The organism is Rhodococcus sp. MH15 (assembly GCF_019266045.1).
In the GTDB taxonomy this organism is placed as follows: domain Bacteria; phylum Actinomycetota; class Actinomycetes; order Mycobacteriales; family Mycobacteriaceae; genus Rhodococcus_F; species Rhodococcus_F qingshengii.
Genome location: NZ_LPNP01000079.1, coordinates 33,572 through 54,245, shown reverse-complemented (window position 1 = coordinate 54,245; position 20,674 = coordinate 33,572). Strand labels below are relative to the sequence as shown.

The window sequence follows — 20,674 nt, the reverse complement described above, 5'->3', positions numbered from 1 at the left end:
AGCTTCACATCTGCGTTTGGTACCTGCATATCAAGCGGCGCAAAGCCAGATGAAGGTCCTTACGCCGAGGCAGATGCGGAATCAGCGTCGACGGCCGGAGGTGGCGAACTTTGTCATGCGGATCGAACTCGATTGCATCACGCCGCCTATTTGGAGACGGTTTTCGGTCCCGTCGAATATCGAACTGGACCAACTTCATTCGATTGTGCAGGCGGTGATGGGGTGGGGAGATCAACACGCTCATCAGTGGGTGAGTGTCCATCATTCAACGGACAATGGCCCAGATCGGTATATCGCGCCAGAGGTGATCGAGCGCGACGGATACCAGGAAGACGAGTTCGGTGAGGACGAAGTCCGGATCGACGAGGCAGTTACCGCGGTAGGGGAGTACGTCCGTTATGAGTACGACGCCCGCGCAAGGTGGAGTCACACGTTGGTTCTCGAGCAGATTGTCGAAGACCAGCCGATTTCTGAGCCATCCTGTCTCGACGGCGAGAGAGCGTGCCCGCCGGAGGATTCTGGCGGTCCGATCAGGTATCGCGAGTTCCTGAACGTGCAGGCGAGTGCCGGACTGTTCGATCCCGAACGTTTTGTTCCCGCAGAGTCCAATGCAGCAGTCACCATTGCAGTGGCACTGCATAAGTCACCACCTGTGGGAAGCTCGGTGTTCGAGAAGTTCTTGCGCCGCCTGTCGGTTCATTCCGCGCCGAAACTGTTTGCCGCAGTTGCCAAATCGGAGCTTCGTGGCGGATATGACAACTATTTCGAGGTGATGCGTGAAGGAGCAACCCGCCAACTGCTGTGGCTGCTGAACTCCGCGCGAGGTGGTGGGATTGTTTTGACGGCGTCCGGGGCACTTCCTTCGGACCATGTTGCGGCCGCCCGAGACGAACTCGATTGGGGCAGCGACTGGATCGGTGTCACGGCAGGGAGTGACTCGCAATTAGCAGTACTCGTTGAAGTCGCAAAGACACTGAGATTTGTCCGGAAACTCCGAGGCACATTGCTTCTGACTCGACTCGGCGCGTCAGTGCTTGCATATGAAGGCGAGCTGTGGCGTCACATCGTGTCGGCCATGCCGTTGGGAAAGGGTGAGTTGGCGCAGGAAGCCGGCCGAATTCTGTTCCTTACGTTGGCTGCCGGCTTGTCGGAGTCCGAACGTAGTGAAGTGATGATCGAAGGCCTCACGGCATTGGGTTGGTCGACAACAGACGGAACACGACTCGGGGACGACGATTGGACGTGGATGGTGCGAGACACTCTCGTGTACTTGCGAATGATCGGGGCGATTGTCTCCAATCCGCTTGACCAGCATGTTTCCGCCGATCCCGAGTGGGGCCGACGGTTTGCCAGGATGGTCCTGTCGATGTAGGTATGCGATCGAATCGAGCATCGATTTTAATCGATGCGGAGTTGTTATATGCGCTGGAAGCGCACGATTTTACTGCGGCGGAAACATGAATATTTTCGGGTGGGAAAATATCGGAGTTTTTGTTCGAAATTGCCATCATGCTATGGTCGATTCTCAGTTGTTGAATTGCGTGGTCGAGCCAAAAGCTTGCGCAGAAGATTTATTTTGTGGAGGTTGGGTTTCCGAAAAGACGAAGTGCGTGTTGCTAGTCAATTGAATATGTGACCGGTGTTGGTATGGCGGTCGCTGCTAGGGCGTGCAGAAACGAAGCGCAAAGATCCTGAACAGGGGTTTTGTGCTTTGCTCTGCCGATTATGTGCGAAGGATGTGGCATGTGACGGGGTCCGACATGGTCCAGTTCAGTACCTTGGTAATTGTTTCACTGCTTGTTGCTTTTTATGGTGGAACATTTCTGATTTCTCTTCGTATTGGTAAGAAACAGGAAAATGCCGACGGTTTTATGACCGCCGGAAACAAATTAGGATTTGGTGTTTCGGCCGCGAGCATGACGGCCACCTGGATTTGGGCGTCGTCGATGTACGCATCTGCCACTTCTGGCTACACCTACGGAATCTCCGGCCCCATTCACTACGGTTTGTGGGGCGCGTTGATGATTCTCTTCATTTATCCGTTCGGCCAGCGAATTCGCAAAGTAGCGCCGAAAGCCCACACCCTGGCTGAGGTCATGTACGCGCGGCACGGACGCTCGAGTCAGCTGATGCTCGCGGGCTCCAATATCGTCGGCAGTCTCATCAGTTTGATGTCGAACTTCCTCGCTGGTGGTCTGCTGATCGCGTTGCTTTCGCCGTTCAACTTCATCCAGGGTGTGTTCATCGTTGCGCTGGGCGTTTTGCTGTACACGTTGTGGTCGGGCTTCCGCGCTTCGGTGTTGACCGACTTCGTTCAGCTGATCGGAATGCTCGGTGCGGTAGCGGTTTTGGTGCCGTTCATCTTCTTTGCGGCAGGGTTCCCGGCAGCCTTCGAATCCGGGGCAGGCAACCTTACTGCTGAGCAGGGCAACTTCTTCTCGAGCGTTGCCTTCTTCGAGCAGGGCGCGCCGTACATCGCGGCAGTTCTTGCCTACGCAATCGGCAATCAGACCATTGCCCAACGTCTGTTCGCGGTCCGCGAAGACCTGATCAAGCCCACCTTCATCACCGCAACCGTCGGATACGGCGCAACGGTCATTGGTGTCGGAATGCTGGGTGTTCTCGCTCTATACCTCGGAATCGAGCCGATGGATGGTGACGTCAACAATCTGATTCCGCAGATGGCCGCGTCGTACCTGCCCGGAATTTTGCTGGCTGTCTTCTTTGTCATGATCATCGGCGCGCTGTCATCGACGGCGGACTCGGACCTTGCTGCGCTCTCGTCCATCGTGATGACCGACGTTTACGGCCAAGCCGTCGCAGGCAAGGCTAATGCGAACCCTCGACGGATGCTGCTCATCGGCCGAGTAACGATGATTGTTGCCACGGCGGCGGCTATCTCCTTGGCAAGTCTGCAATTGAGCATTCTGGATCTGTTGGTGTTCGTCGGCGCGCTGTGGGGCGCTTTGGTGTTCCCGGTTATTGCGAGCTTCTACTGGGGCAAGGTCACCAACAAAGCCTTCACTGTGTCGGTGCTGGTGGCTCTTGCTGCCTTCTTGCCCGTCCGATTCAGTTGGGTGCCGATGGATGGGATGTTCGGGATACTCTCCGACATCGTTGCCGTTGTCGGTATCGGAGTGGTGCTGGGGCTCATGACATTTGGATTCTTCGGTCTGAAATTTGCGCAGATCGTCGGTGGCCTGGCGATCGTGCTGTCCGCGCCGTTCGCGATCGGCTTCCTGCACGACTACCCAACGCTCAGCGGATCTTTGGTGGCCTATGCCGTCAGTACCGTCGTGTGTTTTGCGATGTCCGTCAATCAGCGTGAGACGTTCGATTTCGAACTGATCAAGCAGCGGACGGGAGACTTCGACGATGACGAGCTTCCTGCCGTGGGAGCGTCCGGAAAGTAACCGTCGAGACAAGTGGAAGGAATACGAATGAGTACAGCTCTACTGACCATTTATGTTCTGATCTGGCCGGCGTTGGTCTTGGTCGTGCTGGGAGTCATCAGCAAGGGATTCTTCAAGGATTGGGCAACTGCTCGCCGCAACGGTGAGGATCTGGTCTAACTTTTCACGCCGCCACCGACGGACTTCTTGTCGGTGGCGGCGGTCATATTGCAATCGGGACTGGGGGCAGCGTTATAGTTGCCCAGTGCAACACGACGGAGCAATGGCGCTCACCGGTCCACCAGCCGTTCATGACGAGCTGGTGCACCTGACGCGGCAGTTGATGACGGGGGATCGGCATTCCGATGACCACCCGTCGATCGCGCAGCATTCATTCCTCTCCTTCATCGGCCGCAATGACGGATGCAAGGCCACGGAGATCTCCGAAGTCTTCGGCGTCAACCGCTCGACCATCTCGCGCCAAGTGCGCGGGTGCATCGAGGCAGGCTGGGTGTATGCCGATCCGGGATCCGTTCGCCAGGGCAATCCGCTGCACCTGACGGAGGCGGGCCGCAAATACCTCGACGCCGCCGACGCGCGTCGGCTCGACCAAGTCGCCGGCAGGCTGCACGATTGGACCGAGTCCGAGGTCGCAGACTTCGCCCGCGCACTCCACCGCTTCAGAATCAGCATCGAATCGCAGACCAACGGAGATGACACCCTGTGAGTGAGTACAGCGCCAAAGCCCAGTTCACCATCTCCGACAATGAGTCTGGGGTGCACACCGTCTTCACTCACGCCGAGCGCACGCCAGATCTGACGGTGTTCTCCCGCCCTAAGGGCGAGGGTTGGGTAGATGTAACGGCTAAAGAGTTCGCCGAGCAGGTCACCGGCGTCGCAAACGGTCTCATCGCCGCTGGCGTGCAGGCAGGCGACCGCGTCGCACTCCTCTCCGCGACCCGATACGAGTGGACGCTCTTCGACTTCGCCATCTGGGCTGCCGGCGCGGCTACCGTCCCGATCTACGATTCGTCGTCTCAGGGCCAGGTCAGCTGGATCCTCGAAGACTCCGAGGCCGTCATCGCGATCGTCGAAACCGGCGCGCACGAGCAGCTGTTTCAGGACGCGCCAAGCACGCTCAAAGCCGTCATGCAGATCGACGACGGCGCTGTGGAGAAGTTGACCGCACAGGGTGCCGACGTTGACGACACCGAGCTGAAGAAGCGGCTCGCGGGCATCAAGGCCGACGATCTTGCGTCACTCGTCTACACCTCCGGCACGACAGGCCGTCCCAAGGGATGCATCCTCACGCACCGCAACTTCCTGTCCGAGGTGCGCGGGATTCTCACGGCATCGATCGGCAAGGTGGCGGTTCCGGGAAACCGAGTCCTGACCTTCTTGCCGCTCGCGCACGTACTGGCCCGCGCGGTGTCCCTCGCGACGTTCGAAGCTGGTGCGTCGCAGGCGCACTGGTCTGACTTTGCCACCATCACAACTCAATTCGAGCGGTACAAGCCCAACACCATCCTCGGTGTTCCGCGTGTCTTCGAAAAAGTTCGTGACGGCGCAGCACGCAAGGCGGAATCCGGTGGAAAGATCCCCAGCGCGATCTTCGCCTTCGCCGAAGCCACCGCCAAGGAGTACAGCCAAGCCCTCGACAAGGGCGGTCCCTCGCTGATCTTGAAGGCGAAGCACGCAGTGGCAGACAAGCTCGTGTATTCGAAGCTTCGTGAGGCTCTCGGCGGCGAGTGCTGGTTCGCGATCTCCGGTGGCGGCGCCCTCACTCCTGAGCTGGGGCACTTCTTCCGTGGGCTCGGAGTTCCGATCTACGAGGGCTATGGCCTCACCGAAACTACTGCGGCGCACTGCGTCAACGTCCCGGGTGCTCAGAAGATCGGAACCGTCGGACAGCCGATGGGCGGCAACGGGGTTCGCATCGCCGAGGATGGCGAGATCGAACTCAACGGTGGAGTCGTCTTCAGGGGCTACTGGAAGAACGACAAGGCCACCGAAGAGACATTCGTCAACGGCTGGATGCGGACCGGTGATCTCGGTGAACTCGACAGCGACGGTTACCTTTCCATCACCGGACGCAAGAAGGACCTTCTGGTGACAGCGGGTGGCAAGAACGTCTCGCCCGGCCCGATGGAAGACCGTATCCGTTCGCATTCCATCGTCTCGCAAGCAGTCGTCGTCGGCGACGGGAAGACCTACATCACGGCGTTGCTGACCGTCGACCCCGAGGTGTTCGAGAAGTGGAAGGCCGAGAACGGCAAGCCTTCTGGTGCCACCGTCGCCGAACTACGTGACGACAAGGACCTTCGAGCGGAGCTGCAGAAGGCCGTCGACGACGCCAATGCCGCTGTCTCACATGCAGAGTCGATCAAGAAGTTCGTCATTCTCGATCGCGATCTGACCGAGGAAGACGGTGAGATGACAGCGACGCTCAAGATCAAGCGCAATGTCGTCGTCGATCGGTTCTCGAAAGAGATCGAAGGAATGTACGCGAAGAGCTAGGCGCGTTTGGGGAACTGCTCGCGGTAAGCCATCACGTCATCGAGGCGGAACCTGCGGTGGGTGCCGCGTAGTTCGATCGGGAGTTTCCCGGCGTCGGCGAGTTTGCGTACATACGTGTCCGAAACGCCGAGGATCTCTGCTGCCTGCGAGGTGGTGAGAAGCTCTGCAACTGGCCCGAGGGCGACGCTGTCTCCGGCAGCGAGATAGGTCAGGAGCTGCACGACGGCGTCGCCGACCGACGGTGGAATCTCGATCCGGACGCCGTCAAACACCAGCGTGGTCGTGTCCGTCGAGGTTGCGGCTCTCTGGGTCAGGGCCGTTTTGATTCGCTCGGCAGCATCGCCGTCGACTGCGGAAACGATGTGGTCGATGCTCACGCGATGTATCTCCGATCGAAGGCAGTGTTTCGCAAGCATAGACAGCGACAGTGTCCGTCGGCACGCTGGATGGCACTGTGTGCGTTGCATTACATGAGTGCCCTGAGTGGAAAACTATTTACCCACGTAGATCGGAATTCGAAGGTTTTGGCGCCCAAAGATATTCGACTCGACGCATATGTAACTCACCAAATTTGGTGTACCCGCAAGTAACATCCTGAGCGTGGCTAGACGATCGGTAACGGTGAGATTCGACGTAGAGGAACTGAGGGCCCTAGAGACCCTCCAAGAGCTCACGGGCGCGGACATTTCCAGCGTCATACGTGAAGCTGTGATCGAACATGCGCGTCGATGTGTCGCGCAGGGAAAGCCCCGCGACATCACCGAGCGACGCAAATCGCTGACCTTGCAGGAAGCCTTCGCCAAGTATTCCGCGTTGTGCACCGGTGAGGAGCGGGAAGCGTCGTAGCACATCTGTCGATGCGATGGTGACCGGTTGAGTTCACAGTGATTCTGACTGTGGCGCTGCGTAGTTCGTTCGAGGAATATTGCGGCAACGGAAGTGTTGCGTAGACCTCTGACAGGAGCTGGCCAGTGACGGACGTCCTCGAACTCTCCACCGATGTATTGGTGATCGGTGGTGGCCCCGCCGGCGCATGGGCAGCGTTGCGCGCGGCCAAGGCCGGTGCAGACGTCGTCCTGGTCGACAAGGGCTACTGCGGAACGAGCGGCGCAACGGCCCCCTCCGGAACAGGTGTTTGGTACGTCGAACCGGATACGACTGCCCGTGAGCGGGCGAAGGCCGGTCGTGAGGCGCTCGGCGGATATCTTGCCGACCACCATTGGATGGACCGCGTCCTCGAGCAGACCTACTCCAACATGGATCTCCTCGCGGTGGAGGGCAGATATCCGTTCCCCGTCGACCCCAGCACGGGCAAGCAGATCCGTACCGGCTTGCAGGGACCTGAGTACATGCGACGGATGCGCACCTGGATTCGTCGAGCCGGTGTGCGGATCCTCGATCATTCGCCGGCGCTGGAGCTGTTGGTGGACGGCGAAGGACGAGTTCGCGGAGCTGCGGGCTACCAACGCCACGAAGACCAGGACTACCGAGTCTCGGCAGGCGCGGTAGTGGTCGCCAGCGGAGGTTGTGCGTTTCTGTCCGGTGCGCTGGGCACCAACGTCGATACCGGTGACGGTGCATTGATGGCAGCGGAAGTCGGAGCCGAGTTCTCCGGGATGGAGTTCTCGAACGCGTACGGGATCGCGGCGGCCGGATCGACGATCACCAAGACGGCTTACTACGCGTACGCGACGTTCTTTCACGCAGACGGAAGAGTGCTCGAAGGGGCCGGTTCGGCGAAGGGGAGGTCCGTCATCGCCAGCACGTTGCAGAACGAGCCGGTCTTCGCGCAGATCGATCGGGCCGACGCTGATGTACAGCGTCGAATGAGGCTGGGGCAACCCAACTTCTTCCTGCAATTCGATCGCCGCGGAATCGATCCCTTCACCGACAAATTCGAGGTCGGCATGCTCGCTGAAGGCACGGTGCGCGGCACTGGGGGAATCAACGTCGTCGATGACGATTGCGCGTCATCCGTTCCAGGACTGTTTGCCGCCGGGGACGCCGCGACCCGAGAGCGAATCTGCGGAGGGTTTACCGGCGGGGGAAGTCACAACGCCGCGTGGGCGATGTCTTCTGGTTCGTGGGCGGGAACCGGTGCTGCGCGCTATGCGCTGTCGGTCGGACGTGGGTCTACCAGTGGTCTTCGCGGAGCCGGAACCGTCGGATTGCGTAATCCGGTACGAACCGGGTTTGCTGCCGACGATGTGGTGAAAGCTGCTCAGGCGCAGCTGATTCCCTTCGACAAGAACTACCTCCGCAGCGGTGATCGAGTATCCGCAGCGCTCGGTGAGCTCGAATCGCTGTGGGGTGCAGTGAGTGCGGATCTGGGCGCGGATCCAGCAGGTCGGATGGCGGCGCGGCAGGCTGCCGCGATCACGGCCGTCGGTCGCTGGATGTACCACTCGACGTTGGCGCGGACCGAGACTCGGGGAATGAGCAAGCGTGACGATTATCCCGAACTCGATGGAACGCAGCATCATCACGTTCTCACCGGAGGTTTGGATTCGGTGTGGACCCGAACGTCGGAACCTGTCGGGTCTGCATTGGTGGCGTCATGATCGAGCTGGTGTCCGCGCCTGACTGCATCGGTTGCGACAAGTGCGTAGACGTTTGTCCTACAGATGTTTTCGACCGGACGCCCTCGGGCGTCCCGGTGATTGCGCGCCAATCGGATTGCCAGACCTGCTTCATGTGTGAGGCATATTGCCCGACGGATGCGCTGTATGTGCATCCGCAATCCACACCATTGGAAACGGCCGATGTGATCGAGGACGATCACATCGGCCGCTACCGAGAGAAGATCGGATGGGGCAAGGGGCGGGCACCAGGGTCGCTGACCGCGGTGGGTCCCGAGGTGCCCCGTCCGGTCACGACCTGACGAGAATCTTGACCGCAGTGTCGTTGTGCTCGATCAGAGTGGTGAATCCTTCGGAGATCAATTCTTCGAGCTGAATACGACCAGTGATGAATGGCGCCAGATCGACGACACCGTCCTGGACCATCCTGATGACCGCTTCATGGTCGCGTACGTACGCGATGGTTCCGCGTAGGTCGATTTCCTTGAGGACCAGCTTCTGCATGTCGATAGTCGCGGGTTTGCCCCAAATCGACACGTTGACAACAACTCCAGCAGGCCTGACCGTGTCGAGCATGGTGTCGAGGACCGCGTTGACGCCTGCGCATTCGAAGCCGATGTCTGCGCCGATGCCTCCGCTGAGTTCGAGGACGCGCGCTTTGACGTCTTCGGTGGTGGGATCGATGACGTAGTCGGCCACGCCACTGGAGAGGGCCTTGGCCTTGCGGGCTTCGCTGAGTTCAGTGACGATCGTCGTGACACCCAGACCCTTGAGGACTGCCGCAACGAGGAGTCCGATTGGTCCGGCTCCGCCCACGATGGCGACGTTGCCGCTTTCGGCACCACTGCGTACGACTGCGTGATGGGCGACGCTCAACGGTTCGATGAGAGCTGCCTCATCGAGCGGGATGTTGCCGATCTTGTGGATCCAGCGACGGTCGACGACGACCTTCTCACTGAGCCCGCCACCACCGCCGGCCAAGCCGATGAACCCCATCTTCGTACACAGGTGGTAGTTGCCCGCCTTGCACGGGGCGCATTCGTTGCAGACGAAGTACGGCTCGACGACAACATTTTCGCCGACCTCGACGTCCGTGACACCTTCGCCGACCTCTTCGACGGTGCCGGAGAACTCGTGGCCCATCGTGACCGGCGCATTCTCGTGTGAGAGTGGATGCGGGTGTCCGGGTGCGGAGATGAAGATCGGTCCCTCGAGGTACTCGTGGAGATCGGTGCCGCAGATTCCGCACCATGCGACCTTCAGCTTGACTGTTCCTGGCCGCAATTCGGGCTCAGGGATCTCTTCGATCCGGATGTCTTTCTGCCCGTGGAACCGTGCTGCCTTCATTGATCCGCACCTCACTTCGTTGTGAATCCCCTGGTAGATCGACGTTAGGCCGATTGTTGGCGTGGGTGAAGGGTTGCAACGGAATGCAATGGGGTGGAACCGATCGGTCCTGGGGAGCGTCCAATACTGTGAGCGGGCCGCGAATGAGGGGAGTGCTGTGGAAGTGAGGGGGGCAGTGGTCTTGGTCGCGGCCGCGCTGTTGGTTGGGGGTTGTTCCTCGACGGTCGAGGGCGAGGCTTTCCCTGTCGATGTGATTGGGATGTTTGATCCGTGTGAGGTTCTCAGCAATGAGGAATTGGAGAAAGTCGGAGTTGACCCGGCAACAAAAGAGGTTGACATCGTTGACACGCATATCGATGGTTTCAACATTTGCTCGTGGAACGGTGAGTGGTACTTCTTGTCTCTGACATCGACCGATCATTCGCTCGTAGAGGTCGAACAGAATCCAGTCATGCGCGACCTTCATCGAGCCCAAATCGCCGGGCGCGAAGTCCTGAAATACCAGGAACGCAATGACAAAACAGATTCTGCTTGCAACGTCGCCTTCGCGACCTCTCAATCCACTGCGATGATCCGCGTCGGCGCCAAGGTCGGTGTGGCGCGCCCCGAGACGCCGTGCACGCTGGTGGAACGAATCGCCGAGACAGTGATTCCATTGCTCCCGTGACAGCGGTCCTGATTGCAGCTACACCCTCGAATACAGGAGTCACATGTCGAATTTGTATCTCGATGCCAAAGTCGCCGGCGAGCTGATCGCGGCTTGCACTGAACTCCGCGCGCAGTTCGAGGCAGCATTGAACTCCGCCGCACTACTCGGTCAATTGACAGGGTTTGGAACCCTAGGATCCGCACAGGCCCTACAGGCTAAGTTCGAAGAGAAGGCCGTCGGTGGCCACGACGCGCTCGTCGATGTGTTGGCGAGTCATATCGCGGTCGTGGAGGCAATGCAGGCTCAGTTTCAAGCCTGCATCGACAACGCATTCGAGCAGGAGTCGTCGAACGTCTCGACTTTGAGGTCGATCGACCAACCGAACTGAGTCAGTGGATGTGTTGCTGCCAATCGGCTGGGACACGACCCTTAGGCCCCGGCGTCGGCTGATCTACGGGATGTGAAGTGGGCGCCGCCAATTCAGGTCCGTCGTACGCCTCGTTGGTTTCGAAGCTCCAGAACCAATCCTCACCGGGTTCGTAGCTCTGCATGAACGGATGCTTTGTCGAGGCCGCATGCTTGCTCGCGTGCTGTGACGGTGAGGAGTCGCAACACCCCACGTGACCGCATTGCGCGCATCGACGCAGGTGCACCCACCAACCGCCGCTCGCATCGCATTCAACGCATCCCGCGCCACTGGGCGGCACACTCGGATCGATCCCCGCTGGAAGTCCGTCGGTCATGGTCCACCCTCTCGCTGACTGAAGTCGGTCATTTCATCGTGCGCTTTGCCTACCGGCCATGCAAGGTGGCTAGTCGTCGCGCGTATCCCGCGGTGGGCCCGCGATGGGCAGCAAAACTCTGAACCGGGTGTTACCGGGCTCCGACGTGACCCGAAGCTCACCACGATGCTTGCCGACCACAATTCGCCACGAAATATCAAGGCCGAGACCGGTTCCCTCACCAACAGGCTTAGTCGTGAAGAAGGGTTCGAAGATCCTGTCGATGACGTCATCGGGAATCCCGGCGCCGGTGTCGCAGATCTCGATGCACACGCGGTCGCCATCGCGGCTTGTCCGAACGGTGAGTGTTCCCGATCCGTCCATGGCAGACACCGCATTGTCGATGAGGTTGGTCCACACTTGGTTGAGTTCGGCGGCGTAGGCGTCGATCGGTGGCAGCGCGAGGTCGTATTCCTTGACGACTTCGATTCCGCTTCCTATCTTTTGCCCCAACATGATCAACGTGCTGTCAAGTAGTTCGTGGACATCGATGGTCTGGAAGGGTGCGCGGTCCATCTGAGAATACTGTTTGGCTGCACCGACGAGAGTCGAAATCCTCGTTGTGGAGTCGGCGATCTCGTTCATCAGGAGTTCGGATTCGATGGTGTAATTCAGCCAGCGAATTGCGCCTTCGAGTACGGACTCGTCAACGGCTGCAGCAACATTCTCGAGCCAAGCGGTGTCGAGACCAGCCTGCACGAAGGTCGGAGCCAGATCCCAACCCTCTCGAATCGAATGATCCTCGAACCATTCACCCAACGAATCCTCTCGATCCGAGGCTTCGAGGGGAGTGAGCGTCGGCGCCTTGGCGACAACCTCTGCAACTTCCTCTTGAAGTCGCATGAGAGTGACGAGGGCATCGCGGTCGTAGGTGCCCGATGCAACCATCCCCAGTTTGTGGCGCATGCCTGCGACACGCTCGCGCAAAGACGCGGTCGCTCGAACCGCTGCGGCTGCAGGGTTATTGAGCTCGTGAGTCAACCCGGCCGACAGTGATCCGAGTGCAAGGAGTCGCTCTCGCTGATCGATGATTTGCTGAGTGTTCTTCTTGCCGAAGAAAACACCTTCGAGTAGATGAACCGCCATTGGAAACCACTCGCGCATCGCGTTGCCGAACTTGTCGGCGTCCAGGACGAAAAACGTCGAAGGAGTCGTCACTCGCATCGACCCCGCGTAGACCTGCGGTACACGATCGCCGAGATACGCCGTCCAGCCTCCCGAGTAGACGCCGCGCTGGGTGGTCCTGTTGATCTCGATGTCTTCGCCGCCCGACAGCTTGGACAGCACCACCTCGCCCTCGATGAGGACGTAGAAGCAGGTGGCAGGCTCACCTTCGAGGTAGACCTGACCTCGATCGATCTCGGTGATATGGCCTGCCTGGCAGAGTGATTCGAGCTGATCGTCGGTGAGCTTCTCGAACAGGAACAGGGTGCGAAGCAAGTCTGGGCTGCATTCAGGAATGGACATCGAATCTCCCTATTGTTGAGCGAGATAGCGGTGGACGAACATCACGGCCATCGCGCCCTCTCCGACGGCCGACGCGACGCGCTTGGCCGATTCGGCGTGTACGTCCCCGGCGACAAACACTCCGGGGACACTGGTTTCGAGATGATGTGGTGCGCGGTCGAGCGGCCACCCGTCCGGGGTGACGCCTTCGGACGGAAGGTCCGGGCCGGCAAGAACGAAGCCATTCCCATCGCGGACCACCACGTCGCCGAGCCAGTCGGTGAGGGGAGCGGCTCCGATGAAGATGAACAACCACTGAGCATCGACGGTGTCTTCTTCTCCGGTGGCTCTGTTACGCAGTGTGATTCGTTCGAGGTGATCGTCACCCTCAGCGCCGACTACCTCCGTGCACGTGCGCACGGTGATCTTCGGATTCTTTTCGATCTGCTGAATCAGGTAGTAGGACATCGAGGCTTCGAGCGAGTTGCCGCGAATGAGAATGGTGACGGACCTAGCTCCGCGGGAGAGATAGACCGCAGCTTGGCCTGCCGAATTGGCGCCGCCGACTATGTACACATCTTGTTCGCTGCACCGAGCGGCTTCGGTGACGGCTGACCCGTAGTAGACCCCTCGGCCGGTGTATGTATCGAGCCCCGGCGCCGACAGTTGGCGATAGGAAACACCTGTCGCCAAGATGACCGAATGGGCGTCGACCGACGAACCGTCGTCGAAACGCACGGTGCGGGCCGAGCCGTTGATTTCCAAACCGGTGACGTCTCGCGCGGTGATGACCTCGGCGCCGAACTTGGTTGCCTGGCGTCTTGCGCGATCGGCCAACTGTGCGCCGGAAACTCCGTCGGGGAAGCCGAGGTAGTTCTCGATTCGTGAACTCTGGCCGGCCTGACCGCCGGTCGCTCGCCGTTCGATGAGGACCGTCCGAAGTCCCTCCGAAGCGCCGTACAGGGCAGCTCCCAGACCCGCAGGGCCGCCGCCGATGACAACGAGATCGTAAAAGTCTTCGGAGAGAGTAGTACTCAACCCGAGCTTGTCGGCGAGTTCGGCGTCGGTGGGCTCGACGAGTACATCTCCATTGGGTGCGATGACGACGGGAAGCCGCAGTTCGTCGGTACCGGCAGCCGAGAGCAGTCGTTGGCCTTCCGGCTCGTCCGACATGTACCAGCGATAGGCAAGTTGGTTGCGTGCCAAGAACTCTCGGACGTCGGATGATCGCTCGGACCAACGATGGCCGATCACCTTTGTTTCCTCGGCGGGGTGATGACTCGAGCTTGCCCAGGCATCGAGCAGCGCATCGATGACGGGGTACAGCTTCTCTTCCGGGGGATCCCAAGGCTTGAGGAGGTAGTGGTCGAGGTCGACGACGTTGATGGCGTCGATCGCAGCATCAGTATCGGCGTACGCGGTCAGTAGAACGCGCCGAGCTACGGGATACAGGTCCATTGCCTGTTCGAGGAACTCGATTCCACTCAAACCAGGCATGCGGTAATCGGCGACGATCACAGCGACTGCATCGCCGCGAAGTTTCATTTCACGCAAGGTTTCGAGAGCCTGGTCGCCGGACTCCGCGCGAATGATTCGGTACTTCTCGCCGTACCGCTTGCGGAGGTCTCGAACGACGGCACGCGAAACACCAGGATCGTCGTCGACGCTGAGGATCGCTGGTTTGGCCGGGGCTTTCGGTGCGCTCACTCGGTGCCTTCCCGAAGTCGTAGTCAACCTCTCCAGTATGCGACTGCTGAGCTGAGCGTCAATCGCTGAAGATGCGCTCTGAGTGAACCGGCGAACCTGAACTGGGAATTTCAAGATTGCGGGAACCGATCGAGCCTCCGGTGCATCCAATACAGTGGGTCCACATCAACAGGGGGTGTCATGCGGGGGTCGGTGGGGGTTGGGCGACTGCTCATGGCTGGGGTGTTGGTGTGGGCTGCGGCAGGATGCAGCTCAGTCGTGGAGGGGGCGGCTGAGCCTGCATCCGGCCAAGAGGGTTTGTTCGATCCGTGCAAGGACATCCCGGACTCGGTTCTGGAAGAAGTGGGGCTTGATCCGGCTACCGAGGAAGTTGATATCGCCGGCGTCGAGCAGCCGGGTTGGAAAATCTGTTCGTGGACTGAGTCCTGGTATTACTTGTCGATTTTTTCGACCGAAAGTTCCATCGAGACCACCAAACAGAATCCGAACTACGTGGGATTCAAGCCCGTGACGATCGGCCAGCGAGACGGCGTCGAGTTCCATCTTCAGGCGGACGCCGACCTTGTCAGATGTTTCGTCGCCTTGCCTGCTGCGCAGGGGGCGATTTGGCTCAGCGTCGATACCAAACTTGCTCTTAAGCCCGAAGGGTCGACATGCGAGCTCACGCAATATTACGCGAACCTGCTCGATCAACGTCTCCCCAGTTAAACACGTGTTCTATCGGCCGAATTGAGGATCTAATGTCTGAGACCCATACCTGGCGAACTCCAAGTGCCCACAGCATTGACCTCGACCCAAATGTTGCAGCACAGCTTGCCGTCGCGTGTGAGGGGTTTCTTGCCGAGTTGCAAGACATGGCAGGCAACTTGAACAGACTTACTGCCTTGGACTGCTTTGGGACACTTCAGTCGGGAAAAGACATGGCTGGCAAGTTTGCCCAAAAGGCCACCGGTGGTGCCGATTCACTCGAAAAGTCTCTTCTCAGTCATGCGCTTGTAATCACCGAGATGCGGGACTTCTTCCAGCAATGCGTCGACCGCTACGGCGAAGTCGAGGGCTCGAATGCCTCCGCACTGGCAAGCGTCGACACCCCTCGATAGACACAAAAAATCTCGCTGAGCCGATGGCATTCGACTCAGCGAGACTTGGGTAACGACTAGTTGGTGGGCAGGGCCTTCAACGACTTGACGGTGGCGTCGACCGCGCGAGCAGCCTCGGCGCCCTTCTTCACGAAATGCGTGCTGAAGTAGTCGACGTGCTCGGCGTGCTCGTGGAAGTGATGCGGCGTCAAGACCACCGAGAAGACCGGAACGTCGGTGTCGAGCTGCACGCGCATCAGACCGTCGATGACAGCCGTCGCCACGAAGTCATGCCGGTAGATACCGCCGTCGACGACCAGACCTGCGGCAACGATGGCCTGGTAGCGGCCGGTCTTGGCCAACCGCCGAGCATGCAGCGGGATCTCGAAAGCTCCCGGTACCTCGAAGAAATCAACCGTGTCCTTGGGGTAGCCGAGCTCGACGATCGCGTCGGTGAATCCGTCGCGTGCACGGTCGACGATGTTGCGATGCCACGTCGCCTGAATGAACGCGATGCGCTGTCCCTGGATCTCACTCATAACCATGAAACTAGCGCACTGGGAAGCATCGACGCGACCACCCGTCCTAGTCCTGCTGACGGGGGAAGGCGGTCGAACGACCCCAGCCGGCGTCATTGGTGAGGTGCTCGAGGAGAGGCTGAATTCGATACGGAAGGGGATTGGTCAGAGCGATGGTCGTGGTCGAATGCGTGACGCCTGGAAGCGACACGATCTGCTCGGCCAACTTCTGCAGGGCCGCGTGCGTCGAGGTGGCGACGCGAACGAGCAAATCCTCGCGACCGGTCGTGGCGTGAATTTCGATCACCTCGGGCAACTCGGTCAGACTCCGAGCGACTGCGCTGATCTTGCCCTGCTCGAGTTCCAGACCGACAAATGCCTGAATCGGGATACCGACCTCGGGGAGATTGAGATTCGGCCGAAACCCGGTGAGAAGTCCGTTGGATTCCATGCGCTTCATTCGCGACTGGACGGTGTTGCGGGCGACGCCCAACGAGTTGGCCAACTCGGCCACACTCATCCTCGAGTCCTTGCTGAGCAGTCCGAGCAACTGGACGTCGAGCTTGTCGATGCTGAGCACTTTGTGAACCTCTCCTCAGTGATATGAGTCACTGGATGATCGAATTGACTAGTTCAAGAGATTTGCATTGACCAAATCGTAACTCAGGCAGAGCATTGGTTCCACGAATTGCTCAGCGGGATTCTCTTTGGGTTATTTGTCTCTAATAGTACCCAATGGCCAATTCGTCCCAATATTTCGACTGCGCCCCGTTTATCCTTCGGAAAGGTCTATCCCACAATGACTCTCACCGCCGAGCCCGTGAACTCCGTTGTTTCCCATGACGACACTGCGGGCGTGTTCGATCGCGCCGACTACCTGCGCGATTACCCCCACGAGCAGGTGAGCTTCTTCCAGGATCCCGCGAGCGGCCTCAAGGCCATCGTCGCCATCCACTCCACGACGCTCGGTCCCGCGCTCGGCGGAACGCGCTTCTACCCGTACTCCGACGAATCCGCCGCAGTCACAGACGTTTTGCGCCTCTCGCGCGGCATGACCTACAAGGCTGCGGTTGCCGGCGTCGACCTCGGCGGCGGCAAGGCTGTCATCATCGGCGACCCCGCAACGGCCAAGACCGACGAATTGCTCGGCGCCTACGCAAAATTCGTCCAGACCCTCGGCGGCCGCTACATCACCGCTGGTGACGTCGGAACCAACTCCAACGATCTCGACATCATCGGTCGTAACACCGACTACGTCGTCGGCCGCAACGCCACGGTCGGCGGTTCCGGCGACAGCGCTCCGATGACGGCCCTCGGCGTATTCCAGTCGATGCGCGCCGCGGCACAGTCGCATTGGGGCACTCCGTCGCTCGCAGGCAAGACTGTTGGTGTCGAGGGCACAGGCAAGGTCGGCTACGAGCTGATCAAGCTCCTCCTCGCAGACGGCGCAACCGTTCTCGCGACCGACGTCAACGCCGCAGCGCTCGACCGTGTCAAGGCTGACTTCCCGCAGGTGAGCATCGTCGACAGCATCATCGACGCCGATCTCGACGTTTACGCACCCTGCGCGATGGGCGCAACCCTCACAGACACGACCGCACGCTCGATCAAGGCCGAGGTTGTCTGCGGCGCTGCCAACAACCAGCTCACCGTCCCCGAGGTCGAGAACATCCTCCGCGACCGCGGCATCACCTGGACCCCTGACTACGTGGCGAACGGCGGCGGCCTCATCCAGGTCGCCGGCGAGCTGAAGGGCAACTCGGCCGAAGAGGTCAAGCTCAAGGTCGAGAAGATCTTCGACACGGTCACCGAGATCTTCGCGAAGTCGAAGAAGGACGGAATCCTCGCCGGCGAGGCTGCTGACGCGGTCGCCGAGGCTCGGATCGCCGAGGCAGCTCGCGTCGCCAAGGGCTGAGTTCCCTCTCGCAGTCATGTAGCGCGGCCGGTCCCGACTAGTGTGGACACCAGACGAGCAGATTTTGCAGATCTGGACCACATCAGCCGGTAGACCGGCCGCTATGCGTCGGACGCCGGAAGGGCTTACATGACTGAACAATTCGCTGTGTGGACCGAGAACGACGCCGAGCAATCGGCCCGTTGGGGTTCGACGAGCAACGCCCCGGCGCCCAAGCGTATCGTCGTCGCCGACGACACGATGAAGGCCGACGACGCCTATCGCTTGGCATGCGAAGGCACGGCGTTGTTGTGGCGCGGAGATTTTCAGAACGCTCGCCAACTGTCGAAGGCCGTCGCGTCGCGCATCGACCGCAAGCCGCGCCGAGCGTCCGACGACCCAGCCAAAGCCTTCCATCTCCACCGGCAGACCCAAGGACGCCGCGCGCAGATCCTCGGCATGCTGCTCATTCCCTTGGATGCAGATCTGTCGATTCCACTCCGGCGAGCCCCGGACGCGCAAGTCGCGTTGACCGAAGCTTTCGGGATTACCGGTGAGCCTTCGGTTCGCTCGTTGCGTGACATCCTCGGCGCGATCGGCGCTCACGAGTGGCACCGCAAAGGTGTTTTCATCGAGGCTCTCGACGCACGAGTGCATCCCGCCTTCGGAGTGTTCTCACCCGTCCGCGGGGAGTATGTCGATCTTGTCGCGTCTGCGCCACTGCCGTCGACGGAATCGGCTTTCGACATCGGCACCGGCACCGGCGTTCTTGCTGCCGTACTGGCGCAGCGCGGTGTCAAGGCAGTGACGGCCACCGACCAGGACCCCCGGGCACTGCAATGCGCTCGTAGCAACCTGTCGCGGCTTGGCTACGGCGATCAGGTGACCGTGGTGGAAGCAGACCTCTTTCCCGAAGGCACCGCTCCGTTGGTGGTCTGCAATCCTCCCTGGATTCCGGCCAAGGCCACCTCGCCCATCGAATACGCCGTCTACGACCCCGCTGGAGCGATGCTGAAGGGCTTCCTGACTGGTGTCGCAGCGCATCTGGACGACGGGGGAGAAGCGTGGCTGATCCTCTCGGACATTGCCGAACACCTCGGTCTCCGAACGCGATCCGAACTACACGATCTGATTGCGGCCGGTGGGCTCACTGTTGTCGATCGCATGGACGTCAAACCGACGCACGCAAAGGTCAGTGACCGAACCGATGCGCTTCACGCTGCCCGGGCACGAGAGACGACCTCGCTCTGGCGGCTTCGCCGTCGCTGAATTCATTCTCAGTCAGCGGTATTTCCTTGCCATGAAATGGTAATGAACGAGTAACAAATCGGGTCTAGCTTTCTTCGCAGTCGCACATCGTCACGCACTCCGGAGGAATCTCGATGGAATACACTCTTGCCCGCAACGCAGCCGAAGACCTGACGAAAGGTCTTGGCCGACGCGGATTCATGAGGGCAGTCGCTGCCCTCGGTGCGGGCGTAGGAGTTGCCGGTGTGGCTTCGGGATGCGCGCACTCGAACGCGTTGCCGGCTGGATCGTCCTCCTCTGCACTGCCGTTCGCCGATGGCATTCCGATTTTGCAACCGGGCAGCGGAAACGTCAGTGGCGATCACTATCTGAGTTCGGATCCGTCGGACGTCATGTGGGGTTATGTGCCCAACATCCATACCCGCGAGGTGATGCGGATGAAGTCGGGCCAGACCGTCACGATCGACGCCCTCTCGCACGAGGGAATTCTCGAGGATCAAGGGCGCAATCCTCTCGAATACTTCGGTAGCAAAGGCGTTTCCGAGAAGGACGTGCTCGAGGATGCGATTGCCGTTGCGGCCGAATACAACCGAACCGAACGAAACTTCGACAAGGACGGACCGCACGTCGTCACCGGCCCGGTCTTCGTCGAAGGTGCCCAGCCTGGAGACGTACTCAAGATCGAGACTCTCGAAGCCATTCCCCGCGTGCCGTACGGCGTTGTGTCGAGCAGACACGGCAAGGGCGCTCTCGCCGTCACAGCAGACGGAACCGCTCCGGCGGGAATCACTCTGGACGAAGTCATGCCGCCGGTCGCCACAGACGGGCGCGCAACAAAGGACCCGTTGAAGTACGGCGGTGTTTCCACTTTCACGGCGATCGAAGACGGCAAGGGCGTGATGCCTTTCGGACAGTCGAAGGTGCGGTTTCCCCTGCGGCCCTTCATGGGAATGATGGGAGTTGCCTATTCTGCGGATGCAGACCCGACATCCCCGTCGTCGAACTCCATTCCTCCGACCCTGGGCGGCGGAAACATCGACATCAGGCATCTCGGTGTCGGATCAACCTTCTATTTGCCGGTATTCGCTGAAGGCGCCCTCTTCTACGTCGGTGACCCCCACATGGCCATGGGCGACGGCGAGGCGGCGCTGACGGCGATGGAAGGTTCGCTGCGCGGCACGTTCCGACTCAGCGTGTGCAAGAAGAACTCCGGTGAGGCTCCATCGGTGGCTTTCGGATACCCGTTCGCCGAGACCGAGGAGGCCTGGATTCCGATCGGCCTGTCCGACCCCAACGGTTCGGTCGATGGGCAGAACAGTGACCTCAACGGTGCCATGCGGCGCGCGGTGGTCAACGCGCTCGACTTCCTCGAGCATGATCGCGGTATGGATCGAGCGACGGCCTACGCGTATCTTTCTGCCGCAGCCGATTTCACGGTCTCGCAGGTTGTCGATCGAACCGTGGGCGTCCACGGACAGATCTTCAAATCCCACTTCGAATAGCGGGAAAGGCGATC

22 protein-coding genes are annotated in these 20,674 nt (G+C 60.1%); 15 read left to right on the top strand and 7 right to left on the bottom strand.

The genetic code is table 11. The annotated features are described in order from the left end of the window. Positions 1 to 73: 73 nt before the first annotated feature. From ATN37_RS22650 to ATN37_RS22630, 5 genes are all read left to right on the top strand, one after another. Positions 74 to 1,372, top strand: a complete 1,299-nt coding sequence (locus ATN37_RS22650) for a plasmid pRiA4b ORF-3 family protein (protein WP_306300762.1) — start codon at positions 74 to 76, stop codon at positions 1,370 to 1,372. 388 nt (positions 1,373 to 1,760) lie between these two features. Further along, entirely contained in the window at positions 1,761 to 3,413 is a 1,653-nt protein-coding gene (locus tag ATN37_RS22645; RefSeq protein WP_256933465.1) for a sodium:solute symporter family protein, read from the top strand. Between the two features lie 27 nt (positions 3,414 to 3,440). Beyond that, entirely contained in the window at positions 3,441 to 3,572 is a 132-nt protein-coding gene (locus ATN37_RS22640; protein WP_003941363.1) for a putative transporter small subunit, read from the top strand. Between the two features lie 103 nt (positions 3,573 to 3,675). Next, positions 3,676 to 4,119 (top strand): MarR family winged helix-turn-helix transcriptional regulator, encoded by a 444-nt coding sequence (locus tag ATN37_RS22635; protein ID WP_007726042.1) that lies wholly within the window; start codon positions 3,676 to 3,678, stop codon positions 4,117 to 4,119. Further along, positions 4,116 to 5,909 carry a long-chain fatty acid--CoA ligase gene (locus tag ATN37_RS22630; RefSeq protein ID WP_218695630.1) on the top strand — a complete coding sequence of 598 codons (1,794 nt, stop codon included), beginning with the start codon at positions 4,116 to 4,118 and terminating at the stop codon, positions 5,907 to 5,909. Before ATN37_RS22635 ends, ATN37_RS22630 begins: the two co-directional genes overlap by 4 nt. On the opposite strand, the gene ATN37_RS22625 is transcribed toward ATN37_RS22630, so the two are convergent. Further along, positions 5,906 to 6,286 carry a helix-turn-helix domain-containing protein gene (locus tag ATN37_RS22625; RefSeq protein ID WP_007726046.1) on the bottom strand — a complete coding sequence of 127 codons (381 nt, stop codon included), beginning with the start codon at positions 6,284 to 6,286 and terminating at the stop codon, positions 5,906 to 5,908. The two genes, ATN37_RS22630 and ATN37_RS22625, sit on opposite strands and share 4 nt — an antisense overlap. A gap of 223 nt (positions 6,287 to 6,509) precedes the next feature. On the opposite strand from ATN37_RS22625, the gene ATN37_RS22620 reads away from it, so the two are divergent. From ATN37_RS22620 to ATN37_RS22610, 3 genes are all read left to right on the top strand, one after another. After that, positions 6,510 to 6,755, top strand: a complete 246-nt coding sequence (locus ATN37_RS22620) for a hypothetical protein (protein WP_228401157.1) — start codon at positions 6,510 to 6,512, stop codon at positions 6,753 to 6,755. 125 nt (positions 6,756 to 6,880) lie between these two features. Continuing rightward, a complete protein-coding gene (locus tag ATN37_RS22615; RefSeq protein ID WP_218695629.1) occupies positions 6,881 to 8,470 on the top strand; it encodes an FAD-dependent oxidoreductase in 1,590 nt (529 codons plus the stop codon). Then, positions 8,467 to 8,790, top strand: coding sequence for a ferredoxin family protein (locus tag ATN37_RS22610; RefSeq protein ID WP_007726052.1), 324 nt, complete (start codon positions 8,467 to 8,469; stop codon positions 8,788 to 8,790). The genes ATN37_RS22615 and ATN37_RS22610 overlap by 4 nt, the downstream gene beginning before the upstream one ends. Here the strand turns inward: ATN37_RS22610 and ATN37_RS22605 are convergent. After that, positions 8,780 to 9,835, bottom strand: coding sequence for a 2,3-butanediol dehydrogenase (locus ATN37_RS22605; protein WP_218695628.1), 1,056 nt, complete (start codon positions 9,833 to 9,835; stop codon positions 8,780 to 8,782). The two genes, ATN37_RS22610 and ATN37_RS22605, sit on opposite strands and share 11 nt — an antisense overlap. Positions 9,836 to 10,010: 175 nt before the next feature. Between ATN37_RS22605 and ATN37_RS22600 the strand changes: the two genes are divergently transcribed. Further along, positions 10,011 to 10,502: a DUF3558 domain-containing protein gene (locus ATN37_RS22600; protein ID WP_230091180.1), complete on the top strand. Its 492-nt coding sequence runs from the start codon at positions 10,011 to 10,013 to the stop codon at positions 10,500 to 10,502. A gap of 43 nt (positions 10,503 to 10,545) precedes the next feature. Further along, entirely contained in the window at positions 10,546 to 10,872 is a 327-nt protein-coding gene (locus tag ATN37_RS22595; protein ID WP_218695627.1) for a hypothetical protein, read from the top strand. A 1-nt stretch (position 10,873) separates the two neighbouring features. On the opposite strand, the gene ATN37_RS22590 is transcribed toward ATN37_RS22595, so the two are convergent. The 3 genes from ATN37_RS22590 to ATN37_RS22580 form a co-directional block, all read right to left on the bottom strand. After that, the gene (locus ATN37_RS22590; protein ID WP_003941317.1) at positions 10,874 to 11,227 is read right to left on the bottom strand and encodes a UBP-type zinc finger domain-containing protein; all 354 of its coding nucleotides are present in this window, start codon (positions 11,225 to 11,227) and stop codon (positions 10,874 to 10,876) included. A gap of 69 nt (positions 11,228 to 11,296) precedes the next feature. Beyond that, positions 11,297 to 12,733 (bottom strand): ATP-binding protein, encoded by a 1,437-nt coding sequence (locus tag ATN37_RS22585; RefSeq protein ID WP_003941311.1) that lies wholly within the window; start codon positions 12,731 to 12,733, stop codon positions 11,297 to 11,299. A gap of 9 nt (positions 12,734 to 12,742) precedes the next feature. After that, positions 12,743 to 14,419, bottom strand: a complete 1,677-nt coding sequence (locus tag ATN37_RS22580; protein ID WP_007726067.1) for an FAD-dependent oxidoreductase — start codon at positions 14,417 to 14,419, stop codon at positions 12,743 to 12,745. A 213-nt stretch (positions 14,420 to 14,632) separates the two neighbouring features. Here ATN37_RS22580 and ATN37_RS22575 point away from each other — a divergent pair, with 213 nt between their 5' ends. Next, positions 14,633 to 15,127 (top strand): DUF3558 domain-containing protein, encoded by a 495-nt coding sequence (locus tag ATN37_RS22575; RefSeq protein WP_218695626.1) that lies wholly within the window; start codon positions 14,633 to 14,635, stop codon positions 15,125 to 15,127. A gap of 212 nt (positions 15,128 to 15,339) precedes the next feature. Then, positions 15,340 to 15,519: a hypothetical protein gene (locus ATN37_RS22570; RefSeq protein ID WP_256933455.1), complete on the top strand. Its 180-nt coding sequence runs from the start codon at positions 15,340 to 15,342 to the stop codon at positions 15,517 to 15,519. A 56-nt stretch (positions 15,520 to 15,575) separates the two neighbouring features. Here ATN37_RS22570 and ATN37_RS22565 read toward each other — a convergent pair whose 3' ends face one another. Together ATN37_RS22565 and ATN37_RS22560 are read right to left on the bottom strand one after the other, a co-directional pair. Then, positions 15,576 to 16,037, bottom strand: coding sequence for a 6,7-dimethyl-8-ribityllumazine synthase (locus ATN37_RS22565; RefSeq protein ID WP_007726074.1), 462 nt, complete (start codon positions 16,035 to 16,037; stop codon positions 15,576 to 15,578). Positions 16,038 to 16,083: 46 nt separating this feature from the next. Beyond that, positions 16,084 to 16,596, bottom strand: a complete 513-nt coding sequence (locus ATN37_RS22560; RefSeq protein ID WP_003941343.1) for an Lrp/AsnC family transcriptional regulator — start codon at positions 16,594 to 16,596, stop codon at positions 16,084 to 16,086. A 219-nt stretch (positions 16,597 to 16,815) separates the two neighbouring features. On the opposite strand from ATN37_RS22560, the gene ATN37_RS22555 reads away from it, so the two are divergent. From ATN37_RS22555 to ATN37_RS22545, 3 genes are all read left to right on the top strand, one after another. Further along, positions 16,816 to 17,931: a Glu/Leu/Phe/Val dehydrogenase gene (locus ATN37_RS22555; protein ID WP_030536821.1), complete on the top strand. Its 1,116-nt coding sequence runs from the start codon at positions 16,816 to 16,818 to the stop codon at positions 17,929 to 17,931. A gap of 129 nt (positions 17,932 to 18,060) precedes the next feature. Then, positions 18,061 to 19,179: a class I SAM-dependent methyltransferase gene (locus tag ATN37_RS22550; RefSeq protein WP_003941398.1), complete on the top strand. Its 1,119-nt coding sequence runs from the start codon at positions 18,061 to 18,063 to the stop codon at positions 19,177 to 19,179. Positions 19,180 to 19,292: 113 nt separating this feature from the next. Continuing rightward, complete coding sequence (locus ATN37_RS22545) at positions 19,293 to 20,660, top strand: acetamidase/formamidase family protein (RefSeq protein WP_218695625.1); 1,368 nt, start codon at positions 19,293 to 19,295, stop codon at positions 20,658 to 20,660. Positions 20,661 to 20,674: the final 14 nt, after the last annotated feature.

Coding starts and splice junctions, on each gene's coding strand:
- ATN37_RS22585 (WP_003941311.1), bottom strand. CDS start 12,733: ATGTCCATTCCTGAATGCAGCCCAGACTTGCTTCGCACCCTGTTCCTG.
- ATN37_RS22645 (WP_256933465.1), top strand. CDS start 1,761: ATGGTCCAGTTCAGTACCTTGGTAATTGTTTCACTGCTTGTTGCTTTT.
- ATN37_RS22555 (WP_030536821.1), top strand. CDS start 16,816: ATGACTCTCACCGCCGAGCCCGTGAACTCCGTTGTTTCCCATGACGAC.
- ATN37_RS22610 (WP_007726052.1), top strand. CDS start 8,467: ATGATCGAGCTGGTGTCCGCGCCTGACTGCATCGGTTGCGACAAGTGC.
- ATN37_RS22650 (WP_306300762.1), top strand. CDS start 74: ATGCGGAATCAGCGTCGACGGCCGGAGGTGGCGAACTTTGTCATGCGG.
- ATN37_RS22565 (WP_007726074.1), bottom strand. CDS start 16,037: ATGAGTGAGATCCAGGGACAGCGCATCGCGTTCATTCAGGCGACGTGG.
- ATN37_RS22640 (WP_003941363.1), top strand. CDS start 3,441: ATGAGTACAGCTCTACTGACCATTTATGTTCTGATCTGGCCGGCGTTG.
- ATN37_RS22635 (WP_007726042.1), top strand. CDS start 3,676: ATGGCGCTCACCGGTCCACCAGCCGTTCATGACGAGCTGGTGCACCTG.
- ATN37_RS22550 (WP_003941398.1), top strand. CDS start 18,061: ATGACTGAACAATTCGCTGTGTGGACCGAGAACGACGCCGAGCAATCG.
- ATN37_RS22605 (WP_218695628.1), bottom strand. CDS start 9,835: ATGAAGGCAGCACGGTTCCACGGGCAGAAAGACATCCGGATCGAAGAG.
- ATN37_RS22575 (WP_218695626.1), top strand. CDS start 14,633: ATGGCTGGGGTGTTGGTGTGGGCTGCGGCAGGATGCAGCTCAGTCGTG.
- ATN37_RS22545 (WP_218695625.1), top strand. CDS start 19,293: ATGGAATACACTCTTGCCCGCAACGCAGCCGAAGACCTGACGAAAGGT.
- ATN37_RS22570 (WP_256933455.1), top strand. CDS start 15,340: ATGGCTGGCAAGTTTGCCCAAAAGGCCACCGGTGGTGCCGATTCACTC.
- ATN37_RS22595 (WP_218695627.1), top strand. CDS start 10,546: ATGTCGAATTTGTATCTCGATGCCAAAGTCGCCGGCGAGCTGATCGCG.
- ATN37_RS22590 (WP_003941317.1), bottom strand. CDS start 11,227: ATGACCGACGGACTTCCAGCGGGGATCGATCCGAGTGTGCCGCCCAGT.